This window comes from Pseudomonas sp. C9, from assembly GCF_002000165.1.
Taxonomy (GTDB): Bacteria; Pseudomonadota; Gammaproteobacteria; order Pseudomonadales; family Pseudomonadaceae; genus Aquipseudomonas.
Genome location: NZ_MPAK01000001.1, coordinates 1,556,106 through 1,575,554, shown reverse-complemented (window position 1 = coordinate 1,575,554; position 19,449 = coordinate 1,556,106). Strand labels below are relative to the sequence as shown.

13 protein-coding genes and 1 pseudogene are annotated in these 19,449 nt (G+C 60.4%); 8 read left to right on the top strand and 6 right to left on the bottom strand.

The window, feature by feature from the left end; translation table 11 throughout:
• The first annotated feature begins 12 nt into the window (after positions 1-12).
• Both araD1 and BMS17_RS07425 read left to right on the top strand, forming a co-directional pair.
• Entirely contained in the window at positions 13-1,008 is a 996-nt protein-coding gene (gene araD1, locus BMS17_RS07430) for an AraD1 family protein (protein ID WP_077430700.1), read from the top strand.
• Between the two features lie 21 nt (positions 1,009-1,029).
• Entirely contained in the window at positions 1,030-2,610 is a 1,581-nt protein-coding gene (locus BMS17_RS07425) for an aldehyde dehydrogenase (NADP(+)) (RefSeq protein ID WP_077430699.1), read from the top strand.
• Between the two features lie 131 nt (positions 2,611-2,741).
• On the opposite strand, the gene BMS17_RS07420 is transcribed toward BMS17_RS07425, so the two are convergent.
• The gene (locus BMS17_RS07420) at positions 2,742-3,635 is read right to left on the bottom strand and encodes a DMT family transporter (RefSeq protein WP_046033323.1); all 894 of its coding nucleotides are present in this window, start codon (positions 3,633-3,635) and stop codon (positions 2,742-2,744) included.
• Between the two features lie 157 nt (positions 3,636-3,792).
• Between BMS17_RS07420 and aceK the strand changes: the two genes are divergently transcribed.
• The 5 genes from aceK to BMS17_RS07395 all read left to right on the top strand — a co-directional run bounded on the left by aceK (position 3,793) and on the right by BMS17_RS07395 (position 12,313).
• Positions 3,793-5,511, top strand: coding sequence for a bifunctional isocitrate dehydrogenase kinase/phosphatase (gene aceK / locus BMS17_RS07415; RefSeq protein ID WP_046033324.1), 1,719 nt, complete (start codon positions 3,793-3,795; stop codon positions 5,509-5,511).
• Positions 5,512-5,971: 460 nt separating this feature from the next.
• Positions 5,972-9,883, top strand: a complete 3,912-nt coding sequence (hrpA, locus tag BMS17_RS07410; protein WP_077430698.1) for an ATP-dependent RNA helicase HrpA — start codon at positions 5,972-5,974, stop codon at positions 9,881-9,883.
• A 313-nt stretch (positions 9,884-10,196) separates the two neighbouring features.
• Positions 10,197-11,318: a beta-ketoacyl-ACP synthase III gene (locus tag BMS17_RS07405; RefSeq protein WP_046033326.1), complete on the top strand. Its 1,122-nt coding sequence runs from the start codon at positions 10,197-10,199 to the stop codon at positions 11,316-11,318.
• Between the two features lie 150 nt (positions 11,319-11,468).
• The gene (locus BMS17_RS07400; RefSeq protein ID WP_046033327.1) at positions 11,469-12,083 is read left to right on the top strand and encodes an RNA polymerase sigma factor; all 615 of its coding nucleotides are present in this window, start codon (positions 11,469-11,471) and stop codon (positions 12,081-12,083) included.
• Positions 12,077-12,313: an anti-sigma factor gene (locus BMS17_RS07395; RefSeq protein ID WP_046033328.1), complete on the top strand. Its 237-nt coding sequence runs from the start codon at positions 12,077-12,079 to the stop codon at positions 12,311-12,313. Before BMS17_RS07400 ends, BMS17_RS07395 begins: the two co-directional genes overlap by 7 nt.
• A 134-nt stretch (positions 12,314-12,447) precedes the next feature.
• Here the strand turns inward: BMS17_RS07395 and BMS17_RS07390 are convergent, their stop codons facing one another.
• Positions 12,448-13,779 (bottom strand): putative porin, encoded by a 1,332-nt coding sequence (locus BMS17_RS07390; RefSeq protein WP_046033329.1) that lies wholly within the window; start codon positions 13,777-13,779, stop codon positions 12,448-12,450.
• Between the two features lie 281 nt (positions 13,780-14,060).
• Here BMS17_RS07390 and BMS17_RS07385 point away from each other — a divergent pair, with 281 nt between their 5' ends.
• The gene (locus tag BMS17_RS07385) at positions 14,061-15,185 is read left to right on the top strand and encodes a GNAT family N-acetyltransferase (protein ID WP_077430697.1); all 1,125 of its coding nucleotides are present in this window, start codon (positions 14,061-14,063) and stop codon (positions 15,183-15,185) included.
• A gap of 15 nt (positions 15,186-15,200) precedes the next feature.
• Here BMS17_RS07385 and aqpZ read toward each other — a convergent pair whose 3' ends face one another.
• From aqpZ to BMS17_RS07365, 4 genes and pseudogenes are all read right to left on the bottom strand, one after another.
• The gene (aqpZ, locus tag BMS17_RS07380; RefSeq protein WP_046033331.1) at positions 15,201-15,899 is read right to left on the bottom strand and encodes an aquaporin Z; all 699 of its coding nucleotides are present in this window, start codon (positions 15,897-15,899) and stop codon (positions 15,201-15,203) included.
• A 252-nt stretch (positions 15,900-16,151) separates the two neighbouring features.
• Complete coding sequence (locus BMS17_RS07375; protein WP_077430696.1) at positions 16,152-17,984, bottom strand: ABC transporter ATP-binding protein; 1,833 nt, start codon at positions 17,982-17,984, stop codon at positions 16,152-16,154.
• Positions 17,985-18,077: 93 nt separating this feature from the next.
• The gene (locus BMS17_RS07370) at positions 18,078-18,635 is read right to left on the bottom strand and encodes a peptidylprolyl isomerase (protein ID WP_046033333.1); all 558 of its coding nucleotides are present in this window, start codon (positions 18,633-18,635) and stop codon (positions 18,078-18,080) included.
• A gap of 3 nt (positions 18,636-18,638) precedes the next feature.
• Positions 18,639-19,444: pseudogene (locus BMS17_RS07365) on the bottom strand (alpha/beta fold hydrolase).
• Positions 19,445-19,449: the final 5 nt, after the last annotated feature.

Below are 19,449 nucleotides of genomic sequence, written 5' to 3'. Positions count from 1 at the left end.
CTGGAGGCCGTCATGCGCCTGATTCAATTTGAAAACACCGCCGGGCAGCGCCAGGTTGGCCTGGTTGATGGGGCACAGATTCAGGTGCTGCGCGACACCCGCAACACTCGCGAACTGGCGCTCGCGGCGATCCGCGGCCAGCGCAGCCTGCAAGAAGAAGTGGCCCTGCGCGGCACCGAGCCCGGCCCGGACTATGCGCAGCTATTGCGCCAAGGCAGCGTCCTGCCGCCGCTGGACCACGAAGACCCGGCCCATTGCCTGATCAGCGGCACCGGCCTGACTCACCTGGGCAGTGCTTCGGCGCGGGACAAAATGCACCAGCATGACGGCGCAGTCGAAGCCGGCATGACCGACACCATGCGCATCTTCAAGTGGGGTCTTGAGGGCGGCAAACCGGCGGCCGGTGAGGTGGGCGCGCAACCGGAGTGGTTCTACAAAGGCGACGGCAGCATCGTCGTGCGCCCCGGGGCGGACTTCCCGGTGCCGCCGTTCGCTGAAGATGCCGGTGAGGAGCCGGAGCTGACCGGCCTCTATGTCATCGGCGATGACGGCCAGCCGTATCGCGTCGGTTATGCGCTGGGCAACGAGTTCTCTGACCATGTGATGGAACGGCGCAATTACCTGTACCTCGCGCATTCGAAGTTGCGTTGCTGTTCTTATGGGCCGGAACTGCGCATCGGTGAGCTGCCCAAACACCTGACAGGTACCAGCCGGATCAAGCGCAACGGCGAAACGATCTGGGAGAAGGAGTTTCTCAGCGGCGAAGACAACATGTGCCACAGCCTCGCCAACCTTGAATTCCACCACTTCAAATATGCGCAGTTTTTGCACCCTGGCGATGTCCATGTGCATTACTTCGGCACCGCCACGTTGTCGTTTGCCGATGGGGTCAAAACCCGGCCGGGGGATCGTTTCCAGATCAGCCTCGACGAGTTTGGCGCGCCTTTAGTCAACGGTATCGGCGAAAGTGCCCAGCCATTGGCCATCGGTCAGGTGCGTGCGCTTTAAGCCTTTCAAAAGGAACCCTTCATGACATTGCCACTGGGACACAACTACATCGGCGGTCGCCGCAGCGCCAACGGCACGTTGCAACTGCAAAGCCTCGACGCGACCACCGGCGAACCGCTGCCGGGCACGTTCTTTCAGGCATCCGAAGCCGAAGTGGACGCCGCCGCCAACGCTGCGGCCGCCGCTTACCCGGTCTACCGCAACCTGAGCGCTGAAAAGCGCGCTCGCTTCCTCGACGCCATCGCCGACGAAATCGATGCACTTGGCGATGATTTCGTCGCCACCGTGTGCCGCGAAACCGCGCTGCCGGCCGGGCGCATTCAGGGGGAGCGGGGGCGCACCAGCGGGCAGATGCGTTTGTTCGCCAAGGTCCTGCGTCGCGGGGATTTCTACGGTGCGCGAATTGATCGGGCACTGCCGGACCGCCAGCCGTTGCCGCGTCCGGACCTGCGTCAGTACCGCATCGCTTTAGGGCCAGTCGCCGTGTTTGGCGCGAGTAACTTTCCGCTGGCGTTCTCCACGGCCGGCGGCGATACCGCGTCGGCCTTGGCCGCCGGATGCCCGGTGGTGTTCAAGGCTCACAGCGGTCACATGGCAACGGCTGAGTGGGTAGCGGACGCCATCATCCGGGCGGCCGAACGCACCGAAATGCCAGCCGGCGTGTTCAACATGATCTACGGCGGGGGCGTCGGCGAGTGGCTGGTCAAGCACCCGGCGATTCAGGCGGTGGGCTTCACCGGCTCGCTCAAGGGCGGCAATGCCCTGAGCCACATGGCCGCGACCCGCCCGCAACCGATCCCGGTGTTTGCCGAGATGTCGAGCATCAACCCGGTGTTCCTGTTGCCCGAAGCGCTGGCGGAACGCGGCGAGCAAATCGCCGCACAACTCGCCGGTTCGGTGACCCAGGGTTGCGGTCAGTTCTGCACCAATCCCGGCCTGGTCATTGGCCTGCGTTCGCCGCAGTTCAGCACCTTCCTGGAAACCTTTTGCGCGAGCATGAACCAGCAACCGGCGCAGACCATGCTCAATGCCGGTGCCTTGGTCAGCTACAGCCGAGGGCTCGCAGAGTTGCATGAACATCCGGGGGTGATGCATCTGGCGGGCCGACCGCAAGAGGGCAATCAGGCGCAGCCGCAGATATTCAAGGCGGATGTCAGTCTGTTGCTCAAGGGCGATGGATTGCTTCAGGAAGAAGTCTTCGGGCCGACGACTATCGTCATTGAAGTTGCAGATCGGGCGCAGTTGGCGGCGGCGTTGCACGGATTGCGCGGGCAATTGACGGCGACGCTGATTGGCGAGGCCGGGGAGTTGCTGGAGTACCGCTGGCTGGCGGAGTCGCTTCAGGAAAAGGTCGGGCGGATTTTGCTCAACGGCTATCCGACCGGGGTCGAGGTGTGCGAGGCGATGGTGCATGGCGGGCCGTTCCCGGCCACGTCCGATTCGCGGGGAACGTCAGTGGGGACGCTGGCGATCGATCGATTCCTGCGGCCGGTGTGCTTCCAGAATTACCCGGATGCGATGCTGCCTGAGCCGTTGCAGAACGCCAATCCGCTGGGGATTCGGCGGTTGGTGGATGGGGAGGTTAGCGATTCACCTCTGTAGTGTCTGAATTGACGCCATCGCGGGCAAGCCCGCTCCCACAGTGATGGGTGTCGTGCACAGATTCTGTGTTCAATACCCAACCCTGTGGGAGCGGGCTTGCCCGCGATGGCGTCATCAGCAGCACCACAAAATTACTGGGTTACCTTTTTGGCCGGTTTCAACACCAGCCACAACGCCGCCGCAATCAACACCCCGCCATAGATATGCGCCATGGACAGCGGCTCATCCAGCAACAACGCGCCCCACAACACCCCGAACGGCGGGATGAGGAAGGTCGTGGTCATCGACCTCACCGGCCCGATCGAGCTCAGCAACCGGAAGTAAATGACGTACGCCAGCGCGGTACATCCCAGCCCCAACCCAAGCAACGACAACCAGACATTCCAGCCACCCCAGCTCGCCGGCGGTTGGCTGATCGCGCTGTACCCGAACAACGGCAACAGAAACAGCGTCGCACCCAGCATGCTTCCCAACGCAGACAAACGGCTGTCGAGACCACCGGCCTGGTCCAGCCAGCGGCGGGCGAGAAAGCCGGCGAAGCCATAGCACGTCGTGGCCATCAGGCAGGCGAGGGCGCCCATCAGCAATTGCATGTCGAACGCCACCGGGCCCGCACGGGTCAGCACGCCAACTCCGAGCAGCCCGAGAAACACCCCGCCGAGCTTGGCCGCGGTGAGCTTTTCATGGAAGAACAACCCGCCGATCAGCACGCCCATCAGCGGCGTCGTGGCGTTGAAGATTGCGGAGTACCCGGCCGGCAACACTTGGGCGGCCACGGAATACAGGGTCGCTGGAATCCCGGAGTTGATTACCCCGAGCAGCATCACGGTCTTGAGCTTGCCTTTGAAATCCCAGCTGATGCGCATCAACGCGACAATCACCAGCAGGCCGACGGCGGCAATCGACACACGGAAAAAAGCCGTGGGGATTGTGCCAATCACTGGGGCGATGATGCGCATGAACAGAAAGCTCGCACCCCAAATGGCCGCCAGTGACAGTAAACGAACGATATCGACGGGGCTCACGGTGCACTCCTTCCTTGATCGGGACGAGAGTGTTGCCGAGCGCCCGATTGATGGCAACCGAAAAACGAGCAATCAATCCGGGCCGAAAATTACGCTTCTCCTCGACCCGGTTCACTGGCTAAGCTCAGGGCTCGCAAATTCCCGCAGAGGTCTCACCATGCCGCAGCAATGGCCAGCCGCCGATATCGCCCGAATGATCCTCGATGGCTTTGACGATTACCGCGAGCATTTCCGTCAGATTACCGACGGCGCCCGGGCCCGCTTCGAACAGGCCCAGTGGCAGGAGACGCAAATCGCGTCGGCGGCGCGGATCAATCTTTACGAAGAGAAAGTCGGCGAAACGGTCGAGCGCCTGCGCATCGCGTTTGACGCCGACACGCTGGACGTCAGTTGCTGGCCGCTGGTCAAAAGCGCGTACATCACGCTGATCGACCTGCGTTTCGACGATGAACTGTCCGAGACCTGGTACAACTCGATCTTCTGCGGCTTGTTCAGCCATGACCTGATCAGCGACGGCTGCATGTTCATCCACACCACCCGCCCAAGCCTGCGCCGGGCTCGCGCCGCGCAAACCCGCACCTACAAACCCCAGGGCCAGTTGTCCGGCATGCTCGCGAGCATTTTTGCCGACTACCGTTTCAGTGAGGATTACGCTGATCTGGCCGGCGACTTGAGCCGCCTCGAAGCGCAGTTGCGCGAGAATCTGCCGGACTGGGTGTGCAAGGACCCGGAATTGAGCGTCGAACTGTTTTCCTCGGTGCTCTACCGCAACAAAGGCGCGTACCTGGTCGGGCGCATCTACACCCAGGACGAACAGTGGCCGCTGGTGATTCCGCTGCTGCACCGTGAAGGCCGCGGGATTCAGATCGATGCGCTGATCACCGATGAAGCGGATGTGTCGATCATCTTCTCGTTCACCCGTTCGTATTTCATGGTCGATGTGCCGGTGCCGGCGGAGTTCATCGGTTTCCTCAAGCGCATTTTGCCGGGCAAGCACATCGCCGAGCTGTACACCTCGATCGGTTTCTACAAGCACGGCAAGTCCGAGTTCTACCGGGCGCTGATCAATCACCTGGCCAACACCGACGACCAATTCATCATGGCCCCCGGTGTGCGCGGCATGGTCATGAGCGTGTTTACCCTGCCGGGTTTCAACACCGTGTTCAAAATCATCAAGGACCGCTTCTCGCCCTCGAAGAACGTCGACCGCGCCACGGTGATCGAGAAATACCGTTTGGTCAAAAGCGTTGACCGCGTCGGGCGTATGGCGGATACCCAGGAATTCGCCGATTTCCGTTTTCCGCTGAGCAAGTTCGATCCGGCGTGCCTGGAGGAATTGCTCGACGTGGCAGCCTCTACGGTGTCGCTCGAAGGCGACACCGTGTTGATTCGCCACTGCTGGACCGAACGACGGATGACACCGTTGAACCTCTACCTGGAAAACGCCAACGAGGCGCAGGTGCATGAGGCGCTGGAGGATTACGGCCTGGCGATCAAGCAACTGGCGGCGGCGAATATCTTTCCCGGCGACATGTTGCTGAAAAACTTCGGCGTCACCCGGCACGGTCGCGTGGTGTTTTATGACTACGACGAAATTTGTTTCCTGACTGAAGCCAACTTCCGGCACATCCCGCAGCCGCGCACCCCGGAAGACGAAATGGCGTCCGAGCCCTGGTATTCGATCGGGCCGCTGGATGTGTTTCCCGAGGAGTTTCCGCCGTTCCTGTTTGCAGATTGGGGGCAGCGGCGCCTGTTTGATCAGCTGCATGGTGAGTTGTACAACGCCGACTATTGGAAAAGCCTGCAAGAGGCGATTCGGGCGGGGAAGGTGATTGATGTGTTCCCGTATCGACGCAAAGGCCTCGATAACGAATAACCAGACCTGCACGCCCGTAGCAGCTGTCGAGCCCCGGCGAGGCTGCGTTCGGCTGCGAAGCAGTCGTAAAATCAGCACACGCGGTGTTTCAGGTAAACCGGGGTAGCCCGAATGACGACTGCTTCGCAGCCGAACGCAGCCTCGCCGGGGCTCGACAGCTGCTACGGAGCCGAACGCAGCCTCGCCGGGGCTCGACAGCTGCTACGGAGCCGAACGCAGCCTCGCCGGGGCTCGACAGCTGCTACGGAGCCGAACGCAGCCTCGCCGGGGCTCGACAGCTGCTACGGAGCCGAACGCAGCCTCGCCGGGGCTCGACAGCTGCTACGGAGCCGAACGCAGCCTCGCCGGGGCTCGACAGCTGCTACGGAACCGAACGTCGGCGCTACAAGGGATCTCGTTCGTCCTTTAAATCTGCGACAATCGCCCCCCTGCGCCACTAGACGACTGAATTGCGTACCTGATGACCGACGAATCGCCCTCCATCGACAAACTGCTGAAAAACCTCGATCACGCCATGCTCGCCGACCGTCACCGGCTGCGGCGGCAGTTGCTTGAGCTGCGCAAGAAACCTGACGAGGCCAAGCTGGCCCTGTGGGTGACGCGCCTGCAGGCGTCCTGTGATCAGGTGTTGGCGCGACGCGCCAGCCTGCCGGTGATTCGTTACGACGACAGCCTGCCCATCGCCGCCAAGCGCGACGAAATCAAGGAAGCGCTGCTCAAGCATCAGGTGCTGATCATTGCCGGCGAAACCGGCTCGGGTAAAACCACTCAGTTGCCGAAGATCTGTCTGGAAATCGGTCGCGGCCAGCATGGCCTGATCGGCCACACCCAGCCCCGTCGAATTGCGGCGCGCAGCGTCGCCAGCCGGGTCGCCGAAGAATTGGCGACGCCGCTGGGCGCGCTGGTCGGCTATCAGGTGCGGTTCGAGGACCAGAGCGATTCCAACACCCTGATCAAACTGATGACCGACGGCATCCTGCTGGCGGAAACCCAAAATGACCGCTACCTCGAACGCTACGACACGATCATCGTCGACGAAGCCCACGAACGCAGCCTCAACATCGACTTCCTGCTGGGTTACCTGAAAACCCTGCTGCCGCGTCGCCCGGACCTGAAAGTGATCATCACCTCGGCGACCATCGACCTGGAGCGCTTCTCCAAGCATTTTGACGACGCGCCGATTGTCGAAGTCTCCGGCCGTACCTTCCCGGTAGAAACCTGGTATCGCCCGCTGACGCTGGAGCAGGACGAAGAGGGCAACCGCGTCGAAGATGACTTGACTGTGGACCAGGCGATCCTCGCCACCCTCGACGAAATCGCCGCGTTCGAACGCAGTGAGCGCAAGAGCCCCGGCGATGTGCTGGTGTTCCTGCCCGGTGAGCGCGAGATTCGTGACGCGGCCGACATGCTGCGCAAGGCCCAGCTCAAGCACACCGAAATCCTGCCGTTGTACGCACGGCTGTCGCCGGCCGAGCAACAGCGGATTTTCCAGTCGCACCCCGGACGCCGCGTCGTGCTGGCGACCAACGTTGCCGAAACCTCGCTGACGGTGCCGGGCATTCGTTACGTGATCGACAGCGGCACCGCGCGCATCAGCCGTTACAGCTATCGCGCCAAGGTCCAGCGCCTGCCCATCGAAGCGATTTCCCAGGCCAGCGCCAACCAGCGTAAAGGTCGCTGTGGTCGGGTCGAGCCCGGTATCTGTATCCGCCTCTATGGCGAAGACGATTTCATCGGTCGTCCGGAATTTACCGACCCGGAGATCCTACGGACCAACCTCGCCGCCGTGATCTTGCAGATGCTGCACCTGCGCCTGGGCGAGATCACCGATTTCCCGTTTATCGAACCACCTGACGGCAAAGCCATCAGCGACGGTTTCAACCTGCTGCAAGAACTCTCGGCCGTGGACCGCAACAGCCAGTTGACTCCGCTCGGGCGTCAATTGGCACGCTTGCCGGTGGACCCGCGCATGGGCCGCATGTTGCTGGAAGCAGCGAAACTCGGCAGTTTGCAGGAAGTGCTGATCGTCGCCAGCGCCATGTCGATTCAAGACCCGCGCGAACGTCCGCCGGAGCGTCAGCAAGCGGCGGACCAGGCGCACGCGCAGTGGAAAGACGTGGACTCGGACTTCGCCGGGCTGGTCAATCTGTGGCGTGGTTTCGAAGAACAACGCCAGGCGCTGACGGCCAGCCCGTTGCGCAACTGGTGTCGCAAGAACTTCCTCAACTACCTGCGCCTGCGCGAGTGGCGCGATTCTCACCGGCAGTTGAGCCTGATCTGCCGCGACATGCAGTTGCACATTAATAAAGAGCCGGCGGACTACCCGAAACTGCACAAAGCGGTGCTGGTGGGGCTGCTCAGCCAGATCGGCCAGAAAACCGAAGACGGCGATTACCTCGGCGCCCGCCAGCGACGCTTCTGGATTCACCCCTCGTCGGGGATCGGCAAGAAGCGCCCGCAATGGCTGATGACCGCCGAACTGGTGGAAACCACCAAGCTGTACGCGCGCATGGTCGCCAAGATCGACGCCGACTGGATCGAACCGCTGGCCGGGCACCTGATCAAGAAAAACCACTTCGAACCGCACTGGGAGAAGAAGCGCGGCCAGGTCGTGGCGTTCGAGCAGATCACCTTGTTCGGGCTGATCGTGGTCGGTCGCCGGCCGGTGCATTACGGGCCGATTGACCCGGTGGTATCGCGCGAGTTTTTCATTCGTGAAGGCCTGGTGCGCGGCGAGATTCAATCCAAAGCCAAATGCCTGTCGGCCAACGCGCAGTTGCTGGAACAACTCGACGAACTGGAAGCCAAGGCCCGTCGTCGCGACATCCTCGCCGACGAAGAAACCCTGTTCGCCTTCTACGATGCACGGCTGCCGGCAGAGATCCACCAGACGGCGACCTTCGACAGCTGGTACCGGATCAACAGCCAGAAAGACCCGCAGTTGCTGATCATGCGCGAAGAAGACGTGCTGGCTCGCGAGGCCAGCGAAGTCACCGCCCTGCATTACCCGGACACGCTGCACATCGGCGATCTGGAGCTGGCGCTGAGTTACCACTTCGAACCCAATCATCCGCGCGACGGTGTGACCTTGCGGGTGCCGGCGCCGCTGTTGCCGATGCTGCCGCCGGAACGTCTGGAATGGCTGGTGCCGGGTGTGATCGAAGCCAAATGCATCGCGCTGGTGCGCAACCTGCCCAAGGCTTTACGCAAGAATTTCGTGCCGGTGCCGGACTTCGTCAAAGCCGCGTTGCAGCGCATGACCTTCGCCGAGGGTTCATTGCCGCTGGCGCTGGGCCGTGAATTGCTGCGCATGACCGGCGCGCGGGTCAGCGATGAGGCGTGGGCCGAAGCGGCGCAGCAGGTCGACAGCCATTTGCGGATGAACCTGGAAATCGTCGACGGCCAGGGCAAGTTCCTGGGCGAAGGGCGTGATCTGGCGGAACTGACCGCACGATTTGCCGAAGCCAGTCAGGCGGCGTTGGCGGTACCGCAAACCGCGAAAAGCCAGCAGCCGGTGGAGGCGAAAGTCTTTGCCGCCGTGGCCGAGAAAACCCAGCAAAAGATCGCCGGGCTGTCGATGACGGTTTATCCGGCGTTGGTGGAAGAGGGCGGCACGGTCAAGGAAGGTCGATTCTCGACGCCGGCCGAAGCCGAGTTCCAGCATCGCCGCGCCTTGCAGCGTTTGCTGATGCAGCAACTGGCCGAACCGGCGAAGTTCCTGCGCAGTAAGTTGCCGGGCCTGACTGAGCTGGGCCTGATGTACCGCGACATGGGGCGCGTCGATAGCCTGGTGGAAGACATTCTGCTGGCCAGCCTCGACAGCTGCATTCTCGACGGTGAAGACCCATTGCCGCGCGACGGCGCCGGGTTGGCGGCGTTGGCCGAGCGCAAACGTGGCGGCTGGACCGAGCACGCGGAGCGTCTGGCAAAGCTGACACTGGAAATCCTCAAGCTGTGGCATGGCCTGCAAAAACGCTTCAAGGGCAAGATCGACCTGGCGCAAGCGGTGGCCCTGAACGACATCAAGCAGCAGCTCAGTCACCTGGTGTATCCGGGCTTCGTTCGGGAGACGCCGATGCAGTGGCTCAAGGAATTGCCGCGCTACCTCAAGGCAATCGAGCAGCGTTTCGAGAAGCTGGGCGCTCAGGTGCAGAAAGACCGGGTGTGGAGCGGCGAATTGTCCGGCCTCTGGACCCAGTACCAGACTCGCGCCAATAAACATGCCCAGGAAGGCAAACGCGATCCGCAGCTGGAGCTCTATCGCTGGTGGCTGGAGGAATACCGGGTTTCGCTGTTCGCTCAGCAATTGGGGACGAAGGTGCCGATCTCCGACAAGCGCCTGAATAAACAGTGGACCCAGGTCGAACCGTAGAACCCTCGGGTTGTAGGAGCTGAGCTTGCTCGCGATGGCGGCCTCAAGGACGCCATCGCCGGCAAGCCGTGCTCCTACCGATACGCCCTTGCGTTTGAGGAAGGTGCTTTATCCAGCAAAAGGCGCCAAATTCTAACGTTTATGGCAAACTTCGCGCCTATAAACACCGGCCCCACGGTTTTGAGCCTCTACGGCCGCGGGCAGGTCGGGATAAAGCGATGCCAGGTTTGCGTCCCCCGGATGGGAATAGACCCTTTGTGTGTTGGTACGTCGGTGCCAATGCTTTCTGCCTGAACAGATTAGAGAAACGACCATGCATAACGTCGTCATCAGCGGCACCGGCCTGTACACCCCGGCCAACAGCATCTCCAACGAAGAGCTGGTGCAGTCTTTCAACGCCTACGTCGCGCAATTCAACGCCGACAACGCCCAGGCCATTGCCCGTGGCGAGATCGAGGCGCTGACCGAGTCCAGCGCGGCGTTTATCGAAAAAGCCTCTGGCATCAAAAGCCGCTTTGTCATGGACAAGGACGGCATTCTCGACCCGCAACGCATGGCACCACGCCTGCCGGAGCGTTCGAACGACGAGTGGTCGGTGCTGTGCCAAATGGCCATCGGCGCCGCCGAACAAGCCTTGCAACGCGCCGGCAAGACTGCTGCGGACATCGACGGTGTGATCGTCGCTTGCTCCAACCTGCAACGCGCCTACCCGGCCATTGCCATCGAAGTCCAGGAAGCGCTGGGCATCCAGGGTTTCGGTTTCGACATGAACGTTGCCTGCTCCTCGGCGACTTTCGGCATTCAGGCGGCCGCCAACAGCGTGCAACTGGGCCAGGCCCGGGCCATCCTGATGGTCAACCCGGAAGTCTGCACCGGCCACCTGAACTTCCGCGACCGCGACAGCCATTTCATCTTCGGTGACGCGGCCACGGCGGTGATCATCGAGCGTGCAGACCTGGCGACGTCCAAGTACCAGTTCGACATCGTCAGCACCAAGCTGCTAACCAAGTTCTCCAACAACATTCGCAACAACTTCGGCTTCCTCAACCGCGCGGCGGAAGAGGGCATCGGTGCCAAGGACAAACTGTTCGTGCAGGAAGGCCGCAAGGTATTCCGCGATGTTTGCCCAATGGTTGCCGAGTTGATCGCTACGCACCTGGAAGAAAACCAGCTTAACGTCAGCGACGTGAAGCGCTTCTGGCTGCACCAGGCCAACCTCAGCATGAACCACCTGATCGTCAAGAAACTGCTGGGTCGCGAGGCCACCGAAGAAGAAGCACCGGTGATTCTCGACACTTACGCGAACACCAGTTCCGCCGGTTCCGTGATTGCGTTTCACAAGAACCAGGATGATCTGCCTGCCGGTTCCCTGGCGGTGCTCAGTTCGTTTGGCGCCGGTTACTCGATTGGCAGCGTGCTGCTGCGTAAGCGTTAAGCGAGAGTTTGTGTTCCTTTTCCTTGAGCTGTAATGAAATTTCCTACATTCGAAACCGTCAGGACGCTGTAACTTTCGGAAATGACAGCAGGACAACCTTTGGGTGACGTCCTGTTGTAGTCAAATTCGAGTTCAGAACAAGGAAACTGTTTGATGGCGGCTGATGACACGCAATTGCTGGAACGATTGCTGGCAGGGGAACAACGCGCTTTCAAAGAGCTGGTCAGCACCTACCAGAGCGCCATGCGCGCGGTGGCGTATGCCATTGTCGGCAGTCGGCATGCCGACGAAATAGTGCAGGATGCGTGGCTGTCGGTGGTGCGCAACCTGAGCAAGTTTGAAGGGCGTTCGAGCCTCAAGACCTGGTTGCTGACCATCACCGCCAACGCGGCCAAAGGTCGCTACAAGCAAAATCGCCGCGAGGTGTTGCTTGATGATCTACCGTCACCCCACGGGACCATTGATGACGATCGTTTCTCGTCTGGCGATGGTCATTGGCTGGTGGCGCCGTTTGCCTGGCACCAGGACACCCCGGAAGCACTGCTGACCGAAAACGAGCTGCGCGAATGCCTGGAGCATACGTTGCTCAGCCTGTCGGAACTGCAACGCAGCGTATTGTCACTGCGCGAGCGTCAGGGCCTGGAGCTTGAAGAGATCTGTAATCTTTTGGAAATCTCGCTCTCCAATGTTCGCGTGCTGCTGCATCGGGCACGGTTGAAGGTATTTGCGACCGTGGAGCATTTTGAGGAGACAGGGGAATGTTGACCTGCAAGGAACAAGTGGCACGTTCCAGCGATTATCTCGACGGTCAGTTGAGCTTTCGCGAGAAGTTGATGGTTCGCCATCATCTGATGTTCTGCCGTAATTGCCGGCGGTTCATTCGTCAGATGCGGCTGATGCAGGCGACGTTGCGTGCCATGCCGGAAGAAACGGTACCAGACGTCGATGCACTGGCTGAACGTCTCGCTGCCGAGCGTCGCAAGGACAATCCGTAGCAGAGGATATTTATCGCGCGGATCAAGAAACAGGCTCGCGTGGATGAACCGAACGGATGATGGGGATCAATCCATCCACGCCAGACTGTAAAAGCGGCCCGGGCTTCCTTGCCCGGGTCGTGTAGCGGGGTAAATCAGAACTTCGCTTCAGCATCCAGCTGCAGGGTGTTGATGTCGGAGTCGGTCTTCTTGATGCTGGCGTTGGTGTAGTCGGAGTTAGCCATGAAGTACGTGGCGCCGAGGTTGAAGTTCTTGTCCAACTCGTAGCTCACTTTCAGCTTGCTGCCGCGCGAACCGGTGTAGCCGTTGGCGAAGTCGGAGTCGGTGAAGGCACCCACCACAGAGTTCTGTTGGACGTCGCGGTAGTTGTAGTCCACTGCGAAGCCGTAGAACTTGGACTTGACGCCGGCCAACCAGCCAGTGTCCTGATCGTTGCTCGCGTCTTTGTTGTTGACGTACTGACCGTACAACGAAAGCGGTACTGGCAGGTTGGTGAAGTCGAGCTGACCAAAACCTTCATACAGCTTGAACGTTTCGCCCGGGCTGTTGCCATTGACGGCCAGTGCGCACGGCGCGGTGACGGTGCCGGTGGTCGGGCAAGCACTGTTGCTGTCGTTGTCATACGAGTAGATGCTGCCGCCCAACGTCATTTTCATGCTGTCGGTGATGGCGAAGCGTGCACCCAACTGGCCGGCGTACAGACGCAGGTCATGCTTGAACTGCACGCCTTCACCGTCGACGTTGTCCTTGAGGGTGTAGTGACCGGCGCTACCGAACAACTCGGTGCTGCCGCTCAGCGGGTATTTGTAGGTCGCAGCCAGGCCTTCCGGGTTGATGTCGCTATCCCAGATGATGTCGCCCATGCTCACCCATTGCTGTGGCATCTTGCCGCCAACCAGGTGCAGGTTCTTGATGGCGTCAGGGTGGTAGTCGACGTAACCCTGGTCCAGCCAGATCGACTTCTTGTCGAAGTAGTTGTTCAGGTCCTGGTTGGTGGAACGGGCATCGTCGTTGTTGCCGGTGGCGATACGGATGCCGGTGTCGACTTGCGGGTTGATTTCGCTGTAGGCACCCAGGCGGGCACGAATGCGCTGGCGATCCTGGTCTTTGTTGTTTGGAACGCCATCGTTGTGCACGGTTTCCTCACGGAAGCGCACGTCGCCCTTGAATTGGGTCTTGGCAGCCCACGCCAGTTTCTGGTCGAAGGTGCTCAGTTCAGTGGTTTTCTTCGCGGTTGCTGCGATCTGCTCGTTGGTCTCTTGCTGAGCCTGACGGGCGATTTGCTGATCTTTCTGATCCCGGGCCAGTTCAGCTTGCAGTTCACTGTACTGCGCAGTGGTAATCGAGCCGTTTGCCTTGAGCATGTCGAGCAGTTTGGCGTCGACTGCGGCGCTGGCCGAAACGCTCATGGCCAGCAACAGCCCGCCACACAGGGCCGCCGCAGTTTTCGTGGAAGCAAGACGCATATCAATCTCCGAAGATGAGAGTGGATGACTGAGCCATCCAGGGCACAACCGACCATTGATGGACGGAAAACAGTGGCCGGGTATAACCCGGCGCTATAAAAACAGGCGCCAGTATCGCGATGGTTTATGACAAAGCAGTGGCGAAGTGATGGCGTCTAGATGACGATAAAAAGGCTGTTTGAACTTTTTCTTCGGACGTTTGTCGGCGAAACGCGTGTGTGCAACCGGTGGCGATAAGCGATACTCGCGAGGCTTTCACGCAAGAAGTGGAGAGGAAGTTGATGCCGCTGCAACGTTTGGAAAATCTGTCTGAAATCGCACCCCAGGCCTGGGACACCCTGGTGCCTGAGAATCAGCCATTTCTGCGCCACGCCTTTCTCAGTGCGCTGGAAGACAGTGGCAGTCTGGGGCCGCATTCCGGCTGGCAGCCCGAGCATTTGTTGCACATGGAAGGTGATCGGCTGATCGCCGCGCTGCCCAGTTACCGCAAGTGGCATTCTTACGGCGAGTACGTGTTCGATCACGCCTGGGCCGATGCCTGTGAGCGAGCTGGCATCGACTATTACCCCAAATTATTGACCGCCGTGCCCTTCAGCCCGGTCAGCGGGCCACGGCTGCTGGCGGCCAGCGTCGAGGACGGTTTCGAGTTACTCAAGAGCTTGCCGGGGTATCTGGAGATTGAAGAACTCTCCAGCGCGCACATCAATTTCACCGATGCGTTTACGGACGCGGCACTGGCCGAACAACCCGGCTGGTTGCAGCGAATAGGCTGTCAGTACCACTGGCAAAATCGCGGCTATCGGGACTTTCAGGACTTCCTCGACGTCCTGAGTTCACGCAAGCGCAAGCAGATGCGCAAAGAACGTGAACAGGTAGCGGGGCAGGGGATTGCGTTCGAATGGCTTGAGGGGCGGCAACTGGATCAGGCGCAGTGGGATTTCGTCTACGCCTGCTATGCCAATACCTATGCGGTACGTCGACAAAGGCCTTACTTGACGCGCGAATTCTTCAGCCTGCTGGCCGAGCGCATGCCGGAATCGATTCGGGTGGTGTTGGCCAAACAGGGCTCAAGACCGGTGGCCATGGCGTTCAGTCTGGTGGGGGGCGACAGTTTTTACGGTCGTTATTGGGGCTGTCTGGCCGAGTTTGATCGACTGCATTTCGAGACCTGTTTCTATCAAGGTATGGATTATGCGATTGCCAACGGTTTTCAGCGTTTTGATGCCGGTGCCCAAGGCGAGCACAAACTGATTCGCGGGTTTGAACCGGTGATCACGCATTCCTGGCATTACTTGCGCCATCCCGGCCTGAAAGCAGCGGTCAAAGACTTCCTGCAGCAAGAACGCGTTGGGGTGTTGGCGTATGCCGAGGAGGCGAGGACCGCCTTGCCTTATCGGCAAGACTGATCCTCGTCCCAGGCCTTAAGTGTCTTCCTTGCCCAGCCACCGATAGAGCACACCGCCGACTATCGCGCCCAGCAGTGGCGCCACCCAGAACATCCACAGTTGTTGAATCGCCCAGCCGCCGACGATCAGTGCCGGGCCAGTACTGCGCGCCGGGTTGACCGAGGTGTTGGTGACCGGGATCGAGATCAGGTGGATGAGGGTCAGCCCCAGGCCGATGGCGATGGGGGCCAGTCCCGCGGGGGCGCGTTTGTCGGTGGCGCCGAGGATGATCAGGATGAACATCGTCGTCATCACCAGTTCACAGACAAACCCTGCCGCCATGGCATAGCCGCCAGGAGAATGTTCGCCATAACCGTTGGATGCCAGGCCACCGGCCAGGTCGAAACCGGGTTTGCCGCTGGCAATGAAGTACAGTAATGCGGCTGCAATTATCCCGCCGATGACCTGCGCAATGATGTACGCCGGCAGCTCCTTGGCGGGAAAGCGTCCACCGACTACCAACCCCAATGACACGGCCGGGTTAAGGTGACAACCGGAGATATGGCCAATAGCGAACGCCATGGTCAGCACCGTCAACCCAAACGCCAGGGACACCCCCAGCAAACCGATCCCCACCTCCGGGAAAGCGGCGGCCAGCACCGCACTGCCACACCCCCCCAACACCAGCCAGAACGTACCAACCAACTCTGTCGCTGAACGTTTGAATAGAGACATAGAGCGTGCCCTTTCGAGGTTTTACTGCCTATCGCATCCAGCAGATGGACTGCAGAACCATCACCAGAACCTTGGCTGAGTACAGCAGGGTTTCAAGAGAATTCCAGCAGGTAGCCGAGGGCCGATCGTTCCCACGCTCTGCGTGGGAATGCTTCAAGGGACGCTCTGCGTCCAGTGACGCGGAGCGTCACCGGCTGCATTCCCACGCAGAGCGAGGGAACGATCAGACAGGATCTGTGGTGAGAACAAGACTCAATCGATGCCGACAAAGCCTCCGGTCTGGTGCTGCCACAACCGTGCATACAACCCGCCATGGGCCAGCAGTTCGGCGTGGGTGCCGGTTTCGGCAATCTTGCCGTTTTCCAGAACCACTAGCCGGTCCATCCGGGCGATGGTCGAAAGTCGGTGAGCGATGGCAATCACGGTTTTGCCCTGCATCAGGGTTTCCAGGCTTTCCTGGATCGCTGCTTCCACCTCCGAATCCAGTGCCGACGTGGCCTCGTCCATGATCAGGATCGGCGCATCCTTGAGCAGCACGCGAGCAATCGCAATACGCTGGCGCTGACCCCCGGAGAGTTTCACCCCGCGTTCACCGACATGCGCATCGAAGCCGGTGCGGCCTTCGGCATCGGACAGCAAGGGGATGAACTCGTCGGCGCGGGCCTTGTGGACCGCGTCCCAGAGCTCTGCGTCGGTGGCGTCGGGTTTGCCGTACAGCAAGTTGTCACGGATCGAACGGTGCAACAGCGACGTGTCCTGGGTGATCATGCCGATACGCTCGCGCAGGCTTTCCTGGCCGACATCGGCAATGTTCTGGCCATCGATAAGGATTCGCCCGCCCTCCACGTCATACAGACGCAGCAGCAGGTTGACCAAGGTCGATTTCCCGGCACCGGAGGGCCCGATCAGGCCGATCTTTTCACCGGCCTTGATGCTCAGGTTGAGGTCGCCGATGATCCCGCTCTTCTTGCCGTAGTGGAAATCCACGTGCTCGAAACGCACTTCGCCACGGGCGACGGCCAGCGGTTTGGCCTCATCCCGATCGGTCACGCTGACCGGTTGCGAGATGGTCTGCAAACCGTCCTGGACCATGCCGATGTTTTCGAAGATGCCCGTGACCACCCACATGATCCAGCCGGACATGTTGACGATGCGGATCACCAGACCAGTGGCCAGGGCAATCGCGCCCACGGAGATCAGCGACTGCGTCCACAGCCACAGCGCCAGGCCGGTGGTGGTGACGATCAGTAAGCCGTTCATGCTGGTGATGACCACGTCCATGCTGGTGACCACGCGACCGGCCAGTTGGGCCTTCACCGTCTGTTCTTCGATGGCTTCCTTGGCGTACTGCTGTTCGAAGTTGGTGTGGGCGAACAGTTTCAGCGTGGTGATGTTGGTGTAGCCGTCGACGATCCGCCCCATGAGTTTGGAGCGTGCATCGGAGGCGACCACCGAACGATCCTTGACCCGTGGCACGAAGTAACAGAGCGCGCCCATGTACGCCGCGATCCAGCTCAGCAACGGGATCATCAAGCGCCAGTCGGCTTCGGCAAACAACACCAGCGAACTGATCGCATAGATCAGCACGTGCCAGAGCGCATCCACCGCTTGCACGGCCGAATCGCGCAGCGAGTTGCCGGTCTGCATGATGCGCTGGGCGATGCGCCCGGCGAAGTCGTTCTGGAAGAAATTGAGGCTCTGTTTGAGCACATAACTGTGGTTCTGCCAGCGGATCATGCTGGTCATGCTGGGGCTCAGGGTCTGGTGCACCAGCAAGTCATGCAGGCCAACGAACACCGGGCGCAGGATCAGCGCCACCACGGCCATCCAGGCCAGTTCAATGCCGTGTTCCTTGAAGAAGTCGGCACCGGGCGTGCCTTGGGCGAGGTCGATGATGCGGCTCAGGTAGCTGAACAGCGCCACTTCGATCAGTGCGCCGAACAGGCCGACGATCAGCAGGGCGGCGAAGCTTGGCCAGACCTGCTTGAGGTAGTAGGTATAAAAAGGGAGAACGCGATCCGGCGGAGCGGCCGTCGGGGCGTCGCGAAACACGTCGATCAGTTGTTCAAAACGGCGATAAAGCATCAGTTTCTCGCCCGTAAACGGGCTCTCCTTTAAACGGTTTGAGCGTTGCCGGCAAAACCGGCAACGGCTCTGACATCCCTGTCCAGCTTAGTCTCAGTCGATGCGCTTGGCCGACTTGATGAGGACCGGGTCGGCCGGCACGTCTTTCATGCCACCACGTACAGTGGTCGGCGAGTTGACGATGATGTCGACCACGTCCATGCCTTTGACCACTTTGCCGAACACTGCGTAGCCATCGCCCTGATCAAGGAAATCGTTGTCCTTGACGTTGATGAAGAACTGGCTGGTGGCCGAATCAGGCGCCGAGGTGCGTGCCATGGACAAGGTGCCACGAACGTTGACCAGACCGTTCTTGTGTTCGTTCTTGATCGCGTCCTTGGTTTCTTTTTGTTGCATTTGTTGGGTGAACCCGCCGCCCTGGACCATGAATCCAGGAATCACACGGTGGAAAATCGTGTTGTTGTAGAAGCCGCTGTCGACGTAATCAAGAAAGTTCTTGGTACTGATCGGCGCCTTGACCGGGTCCAGTTCGATTTCAATCTGGCCGTTGGTGGTTTCCAGCAGAACGTGCGGCGCCTTGGCAGGCGTCGCAGCCATCAGGTTGGCAGCAAACAGCACGGAGCCGGCGACGAGGGCGATTTTTTTCAGCATGGGTCAGTGATCCTGAGTGGGGTGGTGTCGACTGCGGTGAGAAACTCGAGCAGTGTGTGGTTGAAGTGTTCGGGCTGGTCCAGCGGGGTGGCGTGGCGCGAATCGGCGATCACCACCAGCCGCGCATCGGGCAGCAGTTTTACATAGGTTTCCTTCAGTGCAACCGGGGTGTAATCACGGTCGGCACTGACGATGAGGGTTGGACAGGAGACCCTCGAAAGTCGTTCCTGGACTCCCCAGCCAACAATGGCATCGAAGCTGGCGAGATAAGCATGTTTGTCGTTTTTTGCCCAGCGCGCGGCCATTTTTTGTCGCAGGTCCGCCTGTTCCGGTTTCGGAAACAGCTTGTCGCCGAGGGCTTTGCCGATGGTACCCAAACTGAGGACGCGCATCAGGCTCCAGCGTTTGAACCACTGCCAATAATCGTCGCGACTGCGTAATTTGACCTGTGGCGCACTATTCACGATGGTCAGGCTCTTGAGTAATTGCGGTTGATCCACGGCCAGTTGAAAACCGATCATGCCGCCCATCGACAGCCCCACGTAGTGCACCGGGCCGAGGTTCAAATGTTCGATCAGCGCGATCAGGTCAGCGCTGAAACCGGCAATACTGTAGCGCTCGCGGGGCTTGTCGGAGCGACCGTGGCCACGCACATCCGGGACGATCACCCGGTAGCGCGCAGACAGTGCAGGGATCTGCATTTCCCAGTCCAGCGTGCTGGAACCCAGGCCGTGGACCAGCAGCAACGGCGTGCCATGGCCATATTCCTCGTAGTGCAGGTTGCAACCTTCATGTTCGAAATAGGCCATGCAGA